The organism is Amycolatopsis sp. cmx-4-61 (assembly GCF_046548775.1).
Lineage (GTDB): Bacteria > Actinomycetota > Actinomycetes > Mycobacteriales > Pseudonocardiaceae > Amycolatopsis.
In genome coordinates this window covers 123,015-141,459 of sequence record NZ_JAEBEI010000013.1, presented here as the reverse complement: position 1 = coordinate 141,459, position 18,445 = coordinate 123,015, and the positions used below count along the sequence as shown (strand labels likewise).

Annotated in this window: 16 protein-coding genes; 8 read left to right on the top strand and 8 right to left on the bottom strand. The window is 73.5% G+C overall.

All coding sequences use genetic code 11. The features are described from left to right. Positions 1 to 203: 203 nt before the first annotated feature. Entirely contained in the window at positions 204 to 851 is a 648-nt protein-coding gene (locus ACLJOU_RS30920; RefSeq protein WP_410572240.1) for a rhomboid family intramembrane serine protease, read from the bottom strand. Positions 852 to 946: 95 nt separating this feature from the next. Between ACLJOU_RS30920 and folP the strand changes: the two genes are divergently transcribed. Continuing rightward, positions 947 to 1,825, top strand: coding sequence for a dihydropteroate synthase (gene folP / locus ACLJOU_RS30915; protein WP_410572239.1), 879 nt, complete (start codon positions 947 to 949; stop codon positions 1,823 to 1,825). A gap of 21 nt (positions 1,826 to 1,846) precedes the next feature. Here folP and ACLJOU_RS30910 read toward each other — a convergent pair whose 3' ends face one another. Continuing rightward, the gene (locus tag ACLJOU_RS30910) at positions 1,847 to 2,350 is read right to left on the bottom strand and encodes a YceI family protein (RefSeq protein WP_410572237.1); all 504 of its coding nucleotides are present in this window, start codon (positions 2,348 to 2,350) and stop codon (positions 1,847 to 1,849) included. Beyond that, positions 2,347 to 2,904, bottom strand: a complete 558-nt coding sequence (locus ACLJOU_RS30905) for a hypothetical protein (protein WP_410572235.1) — start codon at positions 2,902 to 2,904, stop codon at positions 2,347 to 2,349. The genes ACLJOU_RS30910 and ACLJOU_RS30905 overlap by 4 nt, the downstream gene beginning before the upstream one ends. A gap of 121 nt (positions 2,905 to 3,025) precedes the next feature. Between ACLJOU_RS30905 and ACLJOU_RS30900 the strand changes: the two genes are divergently transcribed. The 3 genes from ACLJOU_RS30900 to ACLJOU_RS30890 all read left to right on the top strand — a co-directional run bounded on the left by ACLJOU_RS30900 (position 3,026) and on the right by ACLJOU_RS30890 (position 6,767). After that, positions 3,026 to 5,593 carry an ATP-binding protein gene (locus tag ACLJOU_RS30900; protein ID WP_410572233.1) on the top strand — a complete coding sequence of 856 codons (2,568 nt, stop codon included), beginning with the start codon at positions 3,026 to 3,028 and terminating at the stop codon, positions 5,591 to 5,593. Beyond that, complete coding sequence (locus ACLJOU_RS30895; RefSeq protein WP_410572231.1) at positions 5,569 to 5,784, top strand: response regulator transcription factor; 216 nt, start codon at positions 5,569 to 5,571, stop codon at positions 5,782 to 5,784. Before ACLJOU_RS30900 ends, ACLJOU_RS30895 begins: the two co-directional genes overlap by 25 nt. Positions 5,785 to 5,891: 107 nt before the next feature. Next, positions 5,892 to 6,767, top strand: coding sequence for a trypsin-like serine peptidase (locus tag ACLJOU_RS30890; RefSeq protein WP_410572229.1), 876 nt, complete (start codon positions 5,892 to 5,894; stop codon positions 6,765 to 6,767). Between the two features lie 82 nt (positions 6,768 to 6,849). Here the strand turns inward: ACLJOU_RS30890 and ACLJOU_RS30885 are convergent, their stop codons facing one another. Beyond that, positions 6,850 to 7,677: a DUF11 domain-containing protein gene (locus ACLJOU_RS30885; protein ID WP_410572500.1), complete on the bottom strand. Its 828-nt coding sequence runs from the start codon at positions 7,675 to 7,677 to the stop codon at positions 6,850 to 6,852. 178 nt (positions 7,678 to 7,855) lie between these two features. Then, entirely contained in the window at positions 7,856 to 8,497 is a 642-nt protein-coding gene (locus tag ACLJOU_RS30880; RefSeq protein ID WP_410572228.1) for a TetR/AcrR family transcriptional regulator, read from the bottom strand. Positions 8,498 to 8,582: 85 nt separating this feature from the next. Between ACLJOU_RS30880 and ACLJOU_RS30875 the strand changes: the two genes are divergently transcribed. Both ACLJOU_RS30875 and ACLJOU_RS30870 read left to right on the top strand, forming a co-directional pair. Continuing rightward, the gene (locus ACLJOU_RS30875; RefSeq protein WP_410572226.1) at positions 8,583 to 10,289 is read left to right on the top strand and encodes a TIGR03086 family metal-binding protein; all 1,707 of its coding nucleotides are present in this window, start codon (positions 8,583 to 8,585) and stop codon (positions 10,287 to 10,289) included. Positions 10,290 to 10,671: 382 nt separating this feature from the next. Next, positions 10,672 to 11,700 carry an LLM class flavin-dependent oxidoreductase gene (locus ACLJOU_RS30870; protein ID WP_410572225.1) on the top strand — a complete coding sequence of 343 codons (1,029 nt, stop codon included), beginning with the start codon at positions 10,672 to 10,674 and terminating at the stop codon, positions 11,698 to 11,700. On the opposite strand, the gene kstD is transcribed toward ACLJOU_RS30870, so the two are convergent. After that, entirely contained in the window at positions 11,697 to 13,421 is a 1,725-nt protein-coding gene (kstD, locus tag ACLJOU_RS30865) for a 3-oxosteroid 1-dehydrogenase (RefSeq protein WP_410572223.1), read from the bottom strand. The genes ACLJOU_RS30870 and kstD overlap by 4 nt on opposite strands. 142 nt (positions 13,422 to 13,563) lie before the next feature. Beyond that, positions 13,564 to 14,754, bottom strand: coding sequence for a cytochrome P450 (locus ACLJOU_RS30860; protein WP_410572221.1), 1,191 nt, complete (start codon positions 14,752 to 14,754; stop codon positions 13,564 to 13,566). A gap of 183 nt (positions 14,755 to 14,937) precedes the next feature. On the opposite strand from ACLJOU_RS30860, the gene ACLJOU_RS30855 reads away from it, so the two are divergent. Continuing rightward, on the top strand, positions 14,938 to 15,657 hold the full coding sequence (locus ACLJOU_RS30855; RefSeq protein WP_410572219.1) for an SDR family NAD(P)-dependent oxidoreductase: 720 nt from the start codon (positions 14,938 to 14,940) through the stop codon (positions 15,655 to 15,657). On the opposite strand, the gene ACLJOU_RS30850 is transcribed toward ACLJOU_RS30855, so the two are convergent. Then, positions 15,645 to 16,925, bottom strand: a complete 1,281-nt coding sequence (locus tag ACLJOU_RS30850) for a 6-phospho-beta-glucosidase (RefSeq protein WP_410572218.1) — start codon at positions 16,923 to 16,925, stop codon at positions 15,645 to 15,647. The two genes, ACLJOU_RS30855 and ACLJOU_RS30850, sit on opposite strands and share 13 nt — an antisense overlap. A 307-nt stretch (positions 16,926 to 17,232) precedes the next feature. Between ACLJOU_RS30850 and ACLJOU_RS30845 the strand changes: the two genes are divergently transcribed. Next, entirely contained in the window at positions 17,233 to 18,258 is a 1,026-nt protein-coding gene (locus tag ACLJOU_RS30845) for a carbohydrate kinase family protein (RefSeq protein ID WP_410572216.1), read from the top strand. The last annotated feature ends 187 nt before the right edge of the window (positions 18,259 to 18,445 follow it).

The following is an 18,445-nucleotide window of genomic DNA, read 5'->3' as shown; positions in this document are numbered from 1 at the left end:
CGAGCTGGTCACGGAAGCGCCGTTGCCGGGCATGGACCTGGCGTTCGACATCGGCACCGGGACGGGTGTGCTGGCGGCCGTTCTCGCCCACCGCGGGTGCGACGGGTGCGGGACAGGGCCGCGGAAGTCATCTCGCTCTGGCGACTCGGTCCACAGTAGACGGATAACGGCAGCAGCTGGTCCGTCCGAAGTGGACGTACCCGCTAACCGGGGTCCTTCGGCAGCAGGGCGGTCGCGGGGTCGGGCGCGGCGACCGCCCGGGGACGGCGGTCGCGGAACAGCCAGCCGCCGATGATGCCGCCGGCGAAGCCGAACAGGTGGCCCTGCCAGCTGACCCCTTCCTGGGTCGGCAGCAGCGACGTGAACTGGTAGGCGAAGCACAACGCCATCACCAGCCCGATGACGATGTCGATCAGGTGCCGGTCGAACAGCCCGCGCACCATGATGTAGCCGAAGTAGCCGAACACCAGGCCGCTGGCGCCGACCGTGACCGAGTTCGACGGCGAGATGAACCAGACGCCCAGCCCGCTGGCGACGATGATCAGCAGGCTGACCCCGAGCCACTTCTTCACCCCGCGGTAGGCGGCGAGGAACCCGAACACGAACAGCGGCCCGGAGTTGCCTTCGATGTGACCCCAGCTGTAGTGCAGGAAGGGCGAGCTGAGGATCTCCGGCAGCGACGCCGGGTCGCGCGCCTCGATGCCGAACTCGCGGCTCAGGTCGTAGCCGCTCGGGGCGTTGACCAGCTGGACCACCCACAGCACGGCCAGCAGGCCGACCATCACCCACAGCGCCTTCTTGGCCTCCGCGACCATCGCTTCGGCGTCGCCGCGGGCCGGTTCCTCGCTCATCTTCGCCCCCCTGATCGGTTCGTGCCCGAGGATAACCGGCCCGGGGCGCGGACGCGGCGTTCCGGACCGGGCCGTGACCTGGCAGGGTTGGGCGCATGACGTCACACCGGCCGGAGGTGGTCTTCCGGGGCCGTCGCATGCCCGGCGACCGCGCCCTGGTCATGGCCATCGTGAACCGCACGCCCGACTCGTTCTACGACAAGGGCGCGACCTTCGCCGACACCGCGGCCCTCGCCGCGGTGGACCGCGCCGTCGCCGCGGGCGCCGACATCGTCGACATCGGCGGGGTGAAGGCGGGCGAGGGCCCCGAGGTCGGCGTCGACGAGGAGAGCCGGCGGGTGGTGCCGTTCGTCGCCGAGGTGCGCCGCCGCCACCCGGGGCTGGTCATCAGCGTCGACACCTGGCGCCACGAGGTCGGCCGCCAGGTCTGCCAGGCGGGCGCCGACCTGCTCAACGACACCTGGGCCGGCGCCGACCCGAAGCTGGTCGAGGTGGCCGCGGAGTTCGGCGCGGGGTACGTGTGCTCGCACGTCGGGGGCATGCCGCTGCGCACCGACCCGTACCCGGCGCCGACCCCGGAGCGGCCGTTCTGGCCCCGCTACGACGACGTCGTCGCGGACGTGGTCGCCGAGCTGACGGCGGCGGCCGAGCGGACGGTCGCCGCGGGGGTGCCACGCGGCGGCGTGCTCATCGACCCGACGTTCGACTTCGGCAAGAGCACCCGCCACGGCCTGCAGCTGCTGCGCCACTTCGACCGGCTGGTGGCGACCGGCTGGCCGGTGCTGGTCGCGCTGTCGAACAAGGACCTCATCGGCGAGACACTGGCCGTCGAAGCCCACGACCGCCTGGCGGGCACCCTGGCGGCGACGGCCATCGCGGCGCACGCGGGTGCCGCGGTGTTCCGCGCCCACAACGTCCGGGAGACCCGCGAGGCCGTGGAAACGGTCGCCGCGTTCGCGTCCGCCGCGGGCTGAGCCGCCGGGGCGGCGGCCTCCTCAGCAGGGCGGCTCGAACTCCGCCTCCACGACGATCCACACGTACCGGCCGACCAGCAGCCGCGGCGCCCGGATGCCGAGCGGCGCCCGGTCCAGCCTCGCCGTCGCCCGCACCCGGGTGCCGGTGACCGGCTCGACCAGCAGCGTCAGCGGGCACGAAGTCCCGCGCAGGCGCAGCTCGCCGGGCACCTCCCAGCCCGTGTCCCGCCGCCGGACGTCGTCGGCCGCGAACGTCATCTCCGGGCGGGCGCCGCTGTCCAGCAGCTTCGGCTTGCGCAGGTCCGCGTCGCGGCGCTCGTGCCGCGTGTCCAGGCCGCGGAGGTCCAGCACGGCCCGGACGGCGGTGACCGCGCCGTCGCGGACCTCGACCGCGCCCGTGCGGACCGGGATCGTGCCGCGCACCCGGTTGACGCCGAAGTTGCGGATCCCGAAGCTCGCCGTCGTCCGTCCACTGCGGACGGTCCACGTCCCGGCGCGCAGCGCGGGGACGGTGTGCGGGCTCATCGCGCACCCGCCGGTGCCGGCAGGGCCGCGTGCGCCACGCGGTGCAGGTCGACCCGGTCCGGGCCGGGCAGCAGCGCCGGGTCCTCGCCGGGCAGCAGCTCGGTGCCCATGATCGCCTCCTGGACGGCTTCCACCGTCGCCAGCGACGCGGTGAACGCCACGACGACCAGCGACCGGTCTTCGGCGAGGAGGGCGTACGTCGTGCCGACGCCGTCGATGCCCCGCACGGCGGGCCAGATGCGTTCGCGGCCCGCGCGCTGCTCGGCCGCCGACTGCTCGGCGCCGCGCGGCCCGTCGAACCAGGTGATCTGGGCGTAGGCGGCCGCGTCGGACGCCGAATGCACGTCGGCGACCCGGTAGCCGCCGGTGTCGAGCCAGGTGGTCCCGGCGGGGCGCCGGGCCGCGGCCGCCTCCGCGGCCGGGGCGTCCGGCCAGAAGGTGACGACGGCGCCGGCCTGGCCGCCGAGCTGGGTGAGCGTCGCGGCGCCGAGGGCGCCCGCCCCGAGGTCGTGAGTCCCCAGGGGACTCCGGAACCGGTGGATCGCGGCGTGCATGACGTGCTCCTTTTCGCTGGTCAGTACGTTGGGAGCCACTTTCGCCGCCGACACGGTCCCGGACATCAGTGCCAGTACGGAGACCGACGCGGAAACCGGACGCGGAGGGGATACTGCTCGGGTGGCGCGCAGCGAACCGTTCGTCGGGCGGGCCGGTGCCGTGGCCGGCCTGCGCGGGTGGCTCGCGGCGGCGGACGGCGGCACCGGCGCGCTGGTGCTCGTCGGCGGCCCGGCGGGAATCGGCAAGACCCGCCTGGCCGAGGCGGTCGCCGGCCCGGCCGCGGTCTGGGGCCGCTGCGTCGACGACCCGGGCGCCCCGCCGCTGTGGCCGTGGCGGCGGGTGCTCCGCGCGCTGCCGGAAGCCGGTGCCGAGGTCGGCCGCGCCCTCGCCGACCTCGACGACGGCACCGGGCTCGACGGGGCCGACCTCGTCGCGGCCCGGTTCCGGTTCGTGGCGGTGGCCGCGGACGCGCTCGTCGCGGCGGCCGCGCCGGCCGGGCTCGTCGTCGTCCTCGAGGACGTGCACTGGGCCGACGAGGCGTCCCTGCGGCTACTGCGGCACCTGGCCGGGGAGATCCGCCGGTCGCGGCTCGCCGTCGTCGCGACCTACCGGGACACCGGCGTGGCGGGCCCGCTGTTCGAGGCCCTGCCCGAGCTGCTGGCCCGTCCGGGGACGGAAAGCCTGCGCCTGGACCCGCTGACCGAGCCGGACGTCCGCGCCTACCTGGCCGAGGTGGGCCGGGCGGACGCCGACGCCGCGGACGCGCTGCGGCGCTCGGGCGGGAACCCGCTCTACCTCAAGGCGGTCGCCCGGTCCTCGGCGACCGCCGGCGGCGAAGCCGAGCTGCGGCACCTCGTCCGCACCACCGTCGCCGGGCTGGACGCCGGAGCGCGGGAGCTGCTGGCGATCGCCTCCGTCCTCGGCGAGGAGGTCGACGCGCACGTCGTCGCCGAAGTGGCCGCACAGCCGCTCGACGACGTCGTCGCGGCGCTCGACCGGGCGGTGCGCGCCGGGGTCCTGCGGCCCGCCGTCGCCGGCTTCCGGCGGTTCGCCCACGCCGTCGTGCGCGACGGGATCCACGCGGACCTCGACCAAGGCGTCCGCGAAGAGCTGCACGCCCGGACGGCGGCCGCGCTGGAGCACCGGGCCGAGCCGGGGGTGGTGGCCGGGCACTGGCTGCGGGCCGCGGCGACGCCCGAGGCCCTCGCCCGGGCGGCGGACTGGGCCGAAACGGCGGCGCGGGACGCCACCCGCTCCCTCGCCTTCACCGAAGCGGCCCGCTTCCTGGGCCTCGCGCTCGACTGCCGCCGCCGCGCGGGCACCCGCGACGGGCTGGCTCCCCTGCTCGTCGACCTCGCGACCGCGGAGTACCGGGCCGGGCGGTTCGCGCGCAGCCTCGGCCACGCACGCGAAGCCGCGGAGCTGACGTCGGACCCGGCGCTCGTGGCGGCCGCGGCGCTCGTCGTCCGGGACACCTCGGCACCCGACCTGCTGCCGGAGATGGCCGGGCTCACGGCGTCGGCGCTGGCGGCCACCGGCCCGGACGCCGACCCGGCGGTGCGCGCGAAACTCCTGGCCCAGTCGGCGGCCGTGACCGCCGACTACGGGCGCGCGACCGAGGCCGTCGAAGCCGCCGACGAAGCGCTGGCGCTGGCCGAACGCTCCGGCGACCAGGAGGCGCTGCTCGACGCCGTCCGCGCCCGGATGAAGATCCGGCCGTTCGAGCTGCCCCTGACCGAGCGGCTGCGGCTCGGCGCGCTCGCCGTCGCCCTCGGTGGCACGGGACGGCCACTGGTGGCGCTGTGGGGGCACAAGTGGCGGCTGGACGCGGCGTTCGAGGTCGGCACCGTGCCCGTCGTCGACGCCGAACTGGCCGCGATCTCGGCGCTGGCCGCGACGACCCGGCTGCCGCTCGTCCGCTGGCACGAACTGCGGCTGCGGGCCTCGGTCGCGGCCTACCGCGGCGCGTTCACCGAGGCCCGCACGCAGAACCGGCTCGCATTGGAGCTCGCCGAGGCGGAGCTGGCCGAGGACCGGTCCGCGGCCGGGATGTCGTTCGCCTTCGCGCAGCAGCTGGCGGACGTGGTCGGCGACCCGGCCGAGCTGCCCGGCGGCTACGACGAACTGCTGGCGAGCGCCCCGCCGCTGCCCATCACGGTCATCTCCCGGCCGCTGTGCGCCCTGGTCACCGGGCGCCGCGAGCAGGCACGGGCCGAGTACGACGCCCTGCGTCCCCGGTTGCGCGACCCCGACTTCATCGGGCAGGCCCCGGGGATCGGGCCGAACCTCCTGCCGCTGCTGGAAGCGTTCGAGGACCGCGAAACCGCGGACTGGCTCGCCACGCGGCTGGCGGGTGCGCCGCCGGTCGGCTCGAGCGGCGCGGGCACCTTCTGCAGCGACTGCTCCAGCAGCTGGGCGGGCCGGCTGGCCGCGCTCCTCGGCCGGCACACCGAGGCCGTGCCGCTGTTCGAGGCGGCGATCGCCTGGGACACCCGGCTCGGCGCCCGCCCCTACGTCGTCCACAACGCCTTCGCCTGGCGGTCGAACTGGCGGCGCTCAGCGAGTTTCCGCGCGCGGAAACCCTGGCCCGGCAGGCCGCCGACGAGGCCCGGCGGCTCGGCATGCCCGGCCGGCTGCGGGACGCCACCGCGCTGCTCGAGCGCGTGCGGACCGAAGCCGACCCGCTGACCGGCCGGGAGCGGGAGATCGCGACGCTGGTGGCCGGCGCGCTGAGCAACCGGCAGATCGCCCACCGGCTGGTGCTGTCGGAGCGCACGGTGGAAAGCCACGTCCGCAGCGTGCTGGCCAAGCTCGGGCTGGCGAACCGGACCGAAGTGGCCGCCTGGGCGCACCGCCGGGGTCTCACGCCGCCCCGGTGAACCGGCCGCGTGGCGCCGGGTGCTGTGCGGCGCTGTGAAGTCACTATGAGAGCGCTGTGCATCGGGCTCCGCACACTGCGGATCCGGCGCCGCTGTGGTGATCTGGAGTGGTGGCGATCAAGTTTCCCCGCACCGCGCTGACGACCGCGGCGGCGCTGCTGGTCATGGGGACCGGGCTGGTCCTCGGCACCGGCACGACCGCCGACGACGCCTACGCCGCGGGCACGCCGGCCCCGATCACCACCGCGGCACCCGCCCCCGCTGCTTCGGCCGCCGCGGCCGCTCCGGTCACCACCGCGGCGCCCGCACCCGCTGCTTCGGCCGCCGCGGCCGCTCCGGTCACCACCGCGGCGCCCGCACCCGCTGCTTCGGCTGTCGCGGCCCCTCCGGCACCCTCCGCCGCGTCCGCGGTCGGGGCGTTGTTCGCGGGCGGGAGCCACTACTGCTCGGCGAGCGTCGTGCACTCCGCCGCGGGCGACCTCGTGCTGACCGCCGCGCACTGCGTCAAGGACGGCATGAGCTTCGTCCCCGGCTACCACGACGGCGTCTCGCCGTTCGGGACGTGGACGGTGACCTCGGTGGCCGTCGCCGACGGCTGGAAGTCTTCGGCGGACCCGGATCTCGATTTCGCGTTCCTGACCGTCCGGCAGGCCGGAAGCACGGCGTCGCTGGAAAGCCGCACCGGCGCGAACGTGCTCGGCACGAATCGCGGGTTCGAGCACCGGATCACCCTCACGGGCTACCCCGACACGGCCGATTCCCCGGTGGTGTGCGACGGGAACACCACGCAATCCGGCCCCTATCAACTGCGCGTGGCGTGCCCCGGTTTCCCGGACGGGACGAGCGGCGGGCCGTGGGTGACCGACGGCGCGGTCATCGGCGTGATCGGCGGTTACCAGCTCGGCGGCGACACCCCGGACGTTTCCTACAGCGCCTATTTCGACGACGACATCGCGAAGCTGTACGCCTCGGTGACGGGCTAGATGACGGGCTGGGTCCCGGAAACGCGGAACCGGGCCCGTGTCCCTGGCGGAGGACCCGAGCCCGGTTCGCCTCTCGCGACCCTCAGCAGGTCACGACGAGCCCGGTGAGCGCCGAGCACGTCTTCGACGCACTGTCGTTGGCGGGGTTGGGATCCGACGGCGAACTCGCCGTCCGCTTCGCCGTCGTGGTGTACGAACCGAGCGCGAGCAGGCCGCCGTTCACCGAGAACTTCGGCGTCGCCGACGCGCCGCTGGCCAGCGAAGCGACGTCACAGTTCACGGTCCGGGTGCCGCTGACGGGGGTGCAGCCGGAGCCGCTCGCGAACGACAGTCCCGCCGGATACGTGGCCACGACCCGGATCCCGCTCGCGGCGGACGGGCCGGAGTTCGTCACGGTCACCGCGTAGTCGATGCGCGCGTTCAGCCCGCCGTGCCCGTTGGCGCCCAGTGCGACCTTGACGTCGGCCTGCGTCACGGGGTTCGCGATGGTGATCACCGGGCCGTCGAGGATGTCGAAGGCGTAGTTGTCACCGACGAACTGGTGCTGCAGCGTGAACTGCCCCGGTGCCGCGGTGTCCTTGACGCGCAGGGTCCACACCGTCGTCTTCGTGCCGCCCGCCTCGAGATCCCCGAACGCGGCGCGGTAGCTGCTGCCGGCCTGGAAGCAGCCGACCGCCGTCGTGTTGGTGCAGGACACGATGTCGACGACATCGGTGATCGCGGTCGGCGTGCCGTAAATGGCACCCTTCGCGAAAGTCACCGTGAAATCGGTGGGGTTGTGAATGGTTTGCGTGACCGTGAAAGTCTGCCCCGGCAGCACCGTTGCCGGGCTGACTTCGACGGAACTGGTGGGCGTGTCCGCCTGGGCGGCGGGGGCGATTGCGATGAACGCCGTGGCCAGTGCGGCCACCGAAGACAGGATCGTGGTCCGTCGCCAGCTTCTCTGCATAGTCGTCATCTCGCTGTTCCGGTCCGGGGAATGCCGCTCTGACAGATCTTGCGTAGGTCTTTTTTGGACAGCCGACGCTGATCAGTCGTCGCGCCAGGAGAATTCGTTACCTCCATCCGGACGCGCCGCGGCACCCCCGTCAGGAGGGACGCCAGCGGCCGTTCATCTCACCCGGGCGCGGCGGCGGCCCCGGCAGATCCGGGCCGTGGGCCGACAGGCCTTCGACGAGCAGCGCCAGGTACCGGCTGCGCAGCTGGGCGGTGCGCTCCTCGTCGTCGACACGGATGGCGGCGCAGCACTCGAGGATCATGCCGATGTCTTCGGCGACGGCGTCCGGGCGCAGGCGCCCGGTTTCCCGCGCCCGCTCGACCAGCTGCTTCGTCAGCTCGCCCGCCCGCCGCGCGTCCCGGCCCATCTCGGGGGTCGGGGTGAACGTGCCGGCGAGGTGGACGGTCAGCGAGTGCACGTCGAGGTCGACCACCCGCTCGAGGAACTTGGTCAACGCCACCCAGCCGTCCGGCTCCTCCGCGGCGAACTCGGCTTCGCCGATGTACATGAGGAGCCCGTCGTGGCAGATGCGGCAGAGCAGGGCCTCCTTGCTCGGGTAGCGGCGGTACAGGGCGCTGATGCCGACGCCGGCGCGCTCGGCGACCTGGGAGATCGGCGCCTTGGGATCGCCGAGGAAGACGTGGCGGGCGGCGTCGAGGATGACGATGTTGTTGCGGGCGGCCTGGCCGCGGCGGCCGGGCAGGGCGGTCTCCGGCGGGGCTGACTCGGGCATGGGACGAGATTAGCACTGGAACGGATCATTCCGGTCTGCTAATCTTCGGAACGAAGCATTCCGTTCCCGATCGAAGGAGCTCGTCATGTCGGTCCCCCTTCTCCGCCCGTTCCGCGCCGAGATCCCGCAGCGCGCCCTCGACGACCTGGAGAACCGCCTGCGCGGGGCGCGGTGGCCGGAGGAGCTGCCCGCCGAGTACGGCGTCACGAACGAGCGGGTCCGCGCGCTGGCCGAGTACTGGCTGGAGAAGTTCGACTGGCGGGCGTTCGAGGCGCGGCTGAACGCGTACCCGCAGTTCCTGACCGAGATCGACGGCGAGACGATCCACTTCCTGCACGTCCGCTCGTCGCGGGCGGACGCGACCCCGCTGGTGCTGACGCACGGCTGGCCGGGGTCGATCGTCGAGTACCTCGACGTGATCGGCCCGCTGACCGAGCCGGGATCGGCGGACGAGCCGACGTTCCACCTGGTCATCCCGTCGCTGCCCGGATTCGGTTTCTCGGGGCCGACCCGGTCGGCGGGCTGGGGCACGCACCGCACGGCGGCGGCGTGGGCCGAGCTGATGAGCCGCCTGGGCTACGAGTCCTACGGCGCGGTGGGCAACGACGCGGGGTCGATGATCTCGCCGGAGATCGGCAGGCTCGCGCCGGAGAAGGTGGTCGGCGTGCACGTCACGCAGCTGTTCTCGTTCCCGACCGGCGACCCGGCCGAGCTGGCGGACCTGAGCGAAGCCGACCAGGCCGCGCTGGCGCACCTGCAGTGGTTCATGGACAACATGTTCTCCTTCAACGTCCTGCACAGCCAGCAGCCGCACACGCTGGCGTTCGCGCTCGCGGACTCGCCGCTGGGCCTGCTGGCGTGGAACGCCCAGCTGTTCGGCGAGCACCTGGCTCCGGAGTTCGTGCTGGCGAACGTGGCGCTGTACTGGCTGACCCGCACGGCGGGTTCGTCGATCCGCTTCTACTACGAGGATGCGCACGCGAAGCCGCGTCCGGCGGGCCCGACGACGGTCCCGACGGCCCTGGCGATGTTCGCGGGGGACTTCCGGTCGATCAGGCGGTTCGCCGAGCGCGACCACGCGAACATCGTCAGCTGGAACAGCTACGACACGGCAGCGGCCTCCGGCGGTCCCCGCGACGCGGCGGGCCACTACGCGGCCCACGAGGCCACCGACGTCCTGGTGGGCGACATCCGCCGCTTCTTCGCGAGCCGGGCGAGCGGCTCACCCTGGCCGGTGCTGGCGTCGGCCCACGAAGCGCTGCGATCGGCGATCGCGGGCGTGCGCGACTGGACGGCCCCGACCCCGTGCACGGAGTGGAACGTGACGCAGGTCCTCCAGCACGCGGCGGGCGACCAGCTGGGCTACGCGGCAGCGATCACGGGTTCGGGCGGCCCCGACTTCAACCCGTTCGCCCCGTCGGGTTCCCTGCCGGCCGCACCCGCGGAGTTCCTGGAGCCAACCCTGACCGCGGCGGCGGCGGCATTCGCAACGGTGCCGCTTGACGCAACGGAGGTCCCGACGCCGTTGCCGCAGGGAGCCCTCCCGGCCCCACTGGCCGCAGGAGCGGCCGCACTCGACGCGGCGGTGCACGCGTGGGACATCGCGAAGGCCACGGGCCAGAAGTCCCCGCTGACGCCGAAGCTGGCCGAGCAGCTCCTCCCGGTGGCCCACCAGCTGGCCGACCCCCTGCGCGGCTTCGCGTACGCACCGGCCTTGCCGGAGTCACCCGACGACAACGCGGTGGCGAGCCTGCTGCGCTACCTGGGCCGCGATCCCGAGTGGACGGCTTGAGGGATGCGGCGGTTCCCCGGGGTTCCGGGCCGCGGCGGCGGTCTGGGCGATTACGGCCCCCGCAGCGATCCCGGGCCGGGCGCTCCCCCGGCCGCGGGTTCCGAGGCAGACGAATTCGGGGCGAGGCGATTCCGACGGCAACGGCGGGTGCCAGCGGCAGACGAGTTCGACCGCAGACGGTTCCGACAGCAGCGGGACCACCCGCCCAGGCCGTGGAACCAACAATCAACTCCTCCCGTCCGTCCATTCGCCGCGTTACGGTGGCCGCACGATGCGGACAGTCGCCGCGCTGAAGCTGCCGGAGAAGACCCTCAAGGCCATCGAGCCCCGGCTCGGCTGAGCCCGAGGGAACGAATCCGGCCGCGAGATAGTTGAGCGTTGTATGAAACTCGGCATCTACAGCTTCGGCGACCGTGCGCCGGACCCGCGCACCGGCGAGCAGCCCACCGTCGCGCAGACGCTGGCCAACACCCTCGAGCGGATCAAGCTCGCCGACGAGCTGGGCCTCGGCTTCTACGGCCTCGGCGAGCACCACCTCGACCAGTACGCGATCTCCAACCCGGGCACCGTGCTGGCCGCCGCCGCGAGTGTCACCAACCAGATCACCCTGAGCTCCGCCGTCACCGTGCTGAGCACCGAGGACCCGGTCCGCCTCTACCAGCAGTTCACCACGCTCGACCAGCTCAGCCACGGCCGCGCCGAGCTGCTCGCCGGGCGCGGGTCGTTCACCGAGTCGTTCCCGCTCTTCGGCCACGACCTCGGCGACTACGACGAACTCTTCGAGGAGAAGCTCGCCCTGCTCCTGCGCATCGACCGCGAAGACCCGCTGACCTGGTCGGGCAAGTTCCGCCCGCCGCTGGAGAACGCGCGGATCCTGCCGCGGCCCTACGGCAGGCGCCTGCGCATCTCGGTCGGCACCGGCGGCAACCCGGAGTCGTCGATCCGCGCCGGGCTGCTCGGCCTGCCCGTGGTGTACGCCGTGATCGGTGGACAGCCCGAGCGGTTCGCCCCGCTGGTCGACCTCTACCGCCGGGCCGGCGAGGCCGGCGAACAGGACCCCGCCGACCTGCACGTCACCATGGGCGCGATCGGCTTCATCGCCGAGAAGTCGCAGGAAGCCAAGGAAACCTTCTACCCGTACTGGCTCGAGACCATGAAGTACGGCGCCCGCGCCCGCGGCTGGGCGGTCCCGAGCCGCGCGGAGTACGACGAATACACCCGCGACGCGAACGCGCTGTTCGTCGGCAGCCCGCAGGAGATCGCCGAGCGGCTGATCGCGGTCGGCAAGCTCACCGGCGCGGACCGGTACGCGATGCAGATGGACTGGTCCGGCGTCCCGCACGCCGAGGTCATGCGCGCGATCGAACTGCTCGGCACCGAAGTGCTCCCGCTGGTGGAAAAGGAGTTCTAGACGTCGTTTCCGGCGATGTACCCGAACGTCATCGCCGGGCCGATGGTCGAGCCCGCGCCGGCGTAGCTGTGGCCCATCACCGCCGCGCTGGCGTTGCCCGCCGCGTACAGGCCGGGGATCACCGAGCCGTCCGGGCGCAGCACCCGCGCCCGGGCGTCCGTGCGCATGCCGCCCTTCGTGCCGAGGTCGCCGGGGACCAGCCGCAGTGCGTAGTACGGCGCCGCCCACAGCGGCGCCAGGCAGGAGTTCGGCGTCACCGCCGGGTCCGTGTAGTAGTGGTCGTACGCACTCGCGCCGCGGCGGAAGTCACTGTCCACACCGGACCGGGCGAACCCGTTGAAGCGATCCACAGTGGACTTCAGAGCGGCGGGCGGGACGCCGATCTGCGTGCCGAGGCCCTGGATCGTCGACGCCTTGAAGACGGCGCCGGCGGCGTACCAGGCGTCCGGGAACGGCAGCAGCGGCGCGATGTCGCGGAACAGGTACCGGTTGCGGTAGTTCTGGTCGACGATCAGCCACGCCGGGATGTCCGGCGCCGACGGGTTCCTGTCGTACATGGTGTGCACGACATCGCTGTAGGGCGCGGCCTCGTCGACGAACCGCTGCCCGGCCTGGTTCACGATCAGCCCGCCGGGCAGGGTCCGTTCGGCCAGGCAGAAGTACGGGTCGCCGGGGGTCGGGATGGCCGGGCCCCACCAGGCGTCGTCCATCAGGTCGAAGGCCGCGCCGGCGCGCTGCCCGGCGCGGTGGCCGTCGCCGGTGTTCTCCTTCGCGCCGACCGTCCAGTCGGTGCCGATGGGCTGCCGCTGGTACTGCGCGCGCATCGCGGCGTTGTGCTCGAAGCCACCCGAGCCGACGATCACCCCGCGCCGCGCCCGCACCAGACCGTTCGGCGTCACAACCCCGGTGACCGCGCCGTTTTCGACGTTCAGGTCGACGAGCGGGGTGCTCAGCAGCACCGGGACGTTCGCCCGCTGCAGGCCGACGCGCAGCCCGGCGGCGAGCGACTGTCCCATGGTGAGCGGCTTCTGCCCGGCCACCGCGGCGGCCGTGCCGCGGGCGAGGCACTCGGCGGCGACCGCGGCCCCCTTGGCGTTCACCAGGGCGAGGTTCAGCCACTTGTAGTCGGCGCTGAAGACGACGAGCCCGGGCGGTGTGGCGAGGTAGGGCGGGTTGAGGTGGGCGAGCTCGGCGCCGAGCAGGTTGCCGTCGAACTGGTCCGGCTCGATCGACCGGCCGTTCGGCAGGCCGCCCGGCAGTTCCGGGTAGTAGTCGCTGTAGCCCGCCATGAACCGGAACCGCAGCGGGCTGTTGGCCAGGACGAAGTCGATCATGGCGGGGCCGTGGCGCAGGAACGCCTCCTGCCGCGCGGCCGGGACATCCGGCCCGACGACGGCGGCGAGGTACTGCGCGGCTTTCGCGGGGGTGTCCGGCACGCCGGCGGCGAGCAGCACGCGGTTGTTGGGGATCCAGATCCCGGCCCCGGACCGGGCCGCGGACCCGCCGAAGGTCGGCGCCTTCTCGAGCACGACGACGCTCAGCCCCCGCTTGGCCGCGGTCAGCGCGGCGGTCATGCCCGCCGCGCCCGACCCGACCACGACCACGTCGTACTCGCCGGCCGGTGCGGCCGCGGCGGGGGCCGCCGGCCCGGCGGTGACGGCGAGCCCCACACCGGCGGCACCGCCGCGCAGGAGCTGACGGCGGGTCAGGTCGGCATCCATGGCGTACTCCTCGCTCGCGGAACAGCGAGGGCCATGGTCTCCGCACCGGCGCAGAACTGGAACAGGTTCTACCCGCTTGGAGCAGCGTCGCCAGCCGCGGCTCGGCCGGTGGCGCCAACGCGCACGGGCGTTCGGCGCAGGCTCACACCGACCAGGTCACCGGCACCTCCTCCGGCCCGCGCACCGACAACGGCGGTCGCCAGGCGATCGACTCCGCCGGTACCGCCAGGTCCAGTCCCGGCAGGCGGTCCACCAGGGCACGCAGGGCGATCTCGCCCTCCAGCCGGGCCAGTGCCGCCCCGAGGCAGAAGTGGATCCCGTGCCCGAAGCCCAGCTGCGGAGCGTCTTTCCGGCGGATGTCGAACTCCGCCGCCGACCGGAACACGTTCTCGTCCCGGTTCGCCGCTCCGACGTGCGCCAGCACCGCCACTCCCCGACGCACCAGCACCCCGCCCAGCGGCACGTCCTCGAGCGCCACGCGCAGCAGCGACGAGTCCACCGGCCCGTCGTACCGCATGATCTCCTCGACCGCGCCCGGCGTCAGCGACGAATCGGCCCGCAACGCCGCCAGCTGCTCCGGGTGCCCGCAGAGCAGGACGATCCCGCACCCGATCAGGCTCACCGTCGTCTCGTGGCCGGCGAGCAGCAGCTGGGTGGCGAGGTCGATCAGCTCCGGCTCGGTGAGGCGGTCGCCGTCTTCGTCGCGGGCGTGCACCAGCGCGCTCAGGAAGTCCTCCGCCGGGCGCGCCCGCTTCTCCGCCACCAGTGCGGCCATGTCCTCGGCGCCGTCGCGCCGGGCCTGCTCGACGTCGGCGGGCTCGTGCTGCATCGGCGTCACGATCACCCGCGACCACTGCCGGAACCGCTCGCGGCCGGCGAACGGGACGCCGAGCAGCTCGCACATCACCGCGGTCGGCAGCGGGAAGGCGAACTCCTCGACCAGGTTCGCGGGCGGCCCGTGCGCGACCATCGCCGCCAGCAGCCCGTCCGCGATCTCCTGGATCCGGGGCCGCAGCGCCGCGATCCGGCGGACGGTGAACGCCTGCGCCGACAGCCGCCGCAGGCGGGTGTGGTCGGGCGGGTCCATGTTGAGGATGCTGTGCTCGCCGGTCGAGAAGTCGCCCGGCTCGATCAGGCACGGCGCGCCCGGGTACAGCAGGTTGCGGCTGAACCGCGGGTCGGAAAAGACCGTGCGGACGTCGTCGTAGCGCGTCACCAGCCAGCCTTCGTGCCCGCTGGGGAACACGATCCGGGACATCGGCGGGTGCCCGGCGTAGAGCGCCCCCATCGGGACGGCGGGATGGTCCTTCTCGGCGGGATAGGCAGCGGTCATGCCGCCGATGATGAGCGCCGCTCCCGGCGTGACGGAAGGCCCGTGACCACGGGAAACCCGTCCGGACGCCGGAAACCGCCCGGACGGCCTCACCCGGACGACGTCCATTGTGGACACAGAACAAGTTGACGGCTTGCTCAACTTGGGGATAAGTTGAGGAGACACTCAAGTTCAGGAGGTTCCGTGTCGAAAGTGCTCGCCGTCCTGGGGGTCGGCCCCGGACTCGGTCTGTCGATCGCCCACCGCTTCGGCCGCGAAGGCTTCACGACCGCGCTGGTTTCCCGCACCGACACCCGGCACGGCACTTACCGCGCGTCACTGGCCGGGATCGACGCCCGCACCTACACGGCCGACGTCACCGACGAACCGCAGCTCCGTGCCGTGCTCGCCCGCATCAAGGCCGACGCCGGCGAGCTCGACGCCGTGTACTTCGGGCCGGCCGACGCCACTTCCGGCCCGGGCATCACGCCGCTGCCCGAAGCCGGCGCCGCCGCGCTGGGAGCGTCGTTCGCCTCCGTCGTGCTCCCGGCGGCGAACCTGGTCCAGGCCGTGCTGCCGGACCTGCTGGCCCGCGGTTCGGGTTCCCTGCTGTTCGCCGGCGGCCTGAGCGGCAAGTACCCGATGCCGATGCTCGGCAGCCTCGCCCCGGCGTCGGCGGCGCTGCGGATGTACGTGCTGACGCTGCACGCCGCCCTGCGGGAGCAGGGTGTCCACGCCGGGATCCTCACCATCGGCGGCCTCATCGAGCGCGGCGACATCCACCGCGTGTTCACCGCGCAGGACCACGGCTTCACCGTGGGCACGCTCGATCCGGACGCCATCGCCGACCGGGCGTGGCGGCTCTACGTCGAGCGGGAAGCCGAAGCGGAGTTCAACGCGATGGCGGTGCCTCAAGCGAGGTAGGCGAGTTCCGGGTGCGCGGCGACGTAGGCGTCGAGCAGCCGCCGCGCGACCGGCACCGAGCCGACCAGCGGGTGCAGCGCGAACGCCCGCAGCGCCGCCGCCCGCGAACCCGTCGCCGCCGCTTCGAGCACCGCCCGCTCGACGGCCTTGACCGTCGTCACCAGGCCCAGCGCGTGGCCGGCCAGCGGCGCGGCGGCGAGCGGGCGGGCGCCCTCGGCGTCGACCGTGCACGGCACCTCGACGACGGCGTCGCCCGGCACGCCCGGGAGCGCGGAACCGTTGCGGACGTTGAGGATCAACGTCGTGCGCTCGCCGTGCGCGAGGGCGCGCATCAAGGCCAGCGCGACCTTCTCGTAGCCGCCGCCCTCGAGGTCGTCACGCTCCCCTTCGCGCGTCTCGGCCATGTACGTCGCTTCGCGTTCCAGGCGCGTGCGTTCCCACGACGCCAGCGAAGGTTCGGCGTAGAAACCGCGTTGCTGCTCCAGCAGGAAAGCCCCGCGTGACGCGGAGCCGGCGGCCTCGCGGGCGAAGTAGAAATAGTGCAGGTATTCGTTCGGGATCGCGCCGAGGGTGCGCAGCCAGTCCGCGCCGAAGAGCCTTCCCTCCTCGAACGACTCGCACGCGCCGGTGTCGGCCAGCAGCCGCGGCAGGACGTCCTCGCCGCCGACGCGGACCGAGCGGAGCCAGCCGAGGTGGTTGAGTCCCGCGTAGTCGAACTTCGCCGTCGCCGCGTCGATCCCGAGGGCGCGGGCGACGCGGCGGCACAACCCGACCGGGGAGTCGCAGATGCCGATCACCCGGCCGCCGAGGTGCGCGGCCATCGCCTCGGTGACCATCCCGGCGGGGTTGGTGAAGTTGATGACCCACGCGCGCGGCGCCAGCTCCCCGATCAGCCGCGCGAGGGCGACCGCGACCGGGACCGTCCGCAACCCGTAGGCGATCCCACCCGCACCGACGGTTTCCTGGCCCAGCACGCCTTCCGCGTGCGCGATCCGCTCGTCCAGCCGCCGGCCGCGCAGGCCGCCGACCCGGACGGCCGAGAACACGAAGTCCACATCGGACACCGCGGCGGCGAGGTCGGTGGTGGTCCGGACCCGCGGCGCGCCGGCCGCGCCGGCGGCCTGCTCGGCCAGGACGCGTTCGATCGCGGCGAGGCGGCCGGCGTCGACGTCGTGCAGGACCAGTTCGGTGACTTCGCCGCCGGCCAGCAGCGCCCCGTGCACCAGCGGCACGCGGAACCCGCCGCCGCCGAGGATCGCCAGCCTCATCGCCCGGCACCGATCGGGTGACTGTCCCGGGTTTTCGAGGGTGCGGGTGGCAGCGCCCCCGGCTCGGGGCGTGGCGCCGGATGACACAGGCCCGGATGACCCAGGCCCGGACGACACAGCCTTTCCGGGGGACCGGGTGGCGGCGCCCCCGGCCCGGAGCGCAGCTCCGAATGACTGCAGTGCCGCATCCGGCGACCCTAGCAGCCGGAATTCCGCATGCCGTGGCCGAAGCCGCACCCCTCTTGCGAATCACGCGCCGCTGACGCAGGCTCGGGCCGACCGCTGCCTGACCGACGTGGAGGCGCCCGTGCCGGCCGAGCCCGCACCCGACATCGATGTCTTCCTGTCCGGCCTGCTGTTCTTCGACCTGGTGTTCACCGGGCTCGAACACCCGCCGGCGCCGGGCACCGAGGTGTGGACGGGCGGCATGGGCTCGGGGCCGGGCGGGATCGCGAACTTCGCCGTCGCGCTGAGCCGCCTCGGCCTGCGGACGTCGCTGGCGGCGGCGTTCGGCACCGACGTCTACGGGCGCTACTGCTGGGACGTGCTGGCCCGCCAGGAGCACATCGACCTGTCGCGGTCGCGGCAGTTCCCGGAGTGGCACTCGCCGGTGACGGTCTCCCTGGCCTACGCGGGCGACCGCGCGATGGTCACCCACGGCCACCCGCCGCCCGTGCCGGTCGCGGAGCTGGCCGGTTCGCCGCCGCCGAGCCGGGCGACGGTCGCGCACATCGGCCTCGACACGGCCGAGTGGGTCCACACCGCGCACCAGTCGGGCAGCCTCGTGTTCGCCGACGTCGGCTGGGACCCGTCGGAGGCCTGGTCGGCGGCGCTGCTGGACCAGCTGGCGTGCTGCCACGCGTTCCTGCCGAACGAGATCGAAGCGATGCGCTACACCCGCACGGACACGCCGGAAGCGGCGCTGAGCAGGCTGGCGGAGCTGGTCCCCCTCGCGGTGATCACCCGCGGCGGCGCGGGAGTGCTGGCGGTGGACGGGACGACCGGCGAGACGGCGGCGGTCCCGGCGCTGCCGGTGGACGTGCTGGACGCGACGGGCGCGGGTGACGTGTTCGGCGCGGGTTTCGTGGCCGCGACCCTGACCGGCTGGCCGCTGGTGGAGCGCCTCCGGTTCGCCTGCCTGACGGCGAGCCTGTCGGTCCAGCACTTCGGCGGCGCGCTGGCCGCCCCGGGCTGGCACGAGATCGCCCAGTGGCACGCGCGCACCCGCAGCCCGGACTACGCGTTCCTGGACGAGGTGCTGCCGTCGGAGACGGTGGCGGGCACCCGCCGCGGCCCGGTGACCCTCGGCTTCGGCGAGGACAGCTGGCGCTAGGGCTCGTCCTCGAAGTGGTGGTGTTGGTGACGCGCTTCGATCTTCGGTCGTGGTGGCGGCGGACCCACCACCAAGATCCACCTGGGCTGCGACGGCCACGATCGCTGCTTCACCCGACTCAAGCAGTTCCGGACGTACATCCACTGTGGATCGACGCCGGCCGCGCTCGCTCAGCGGGCGCGGAGTT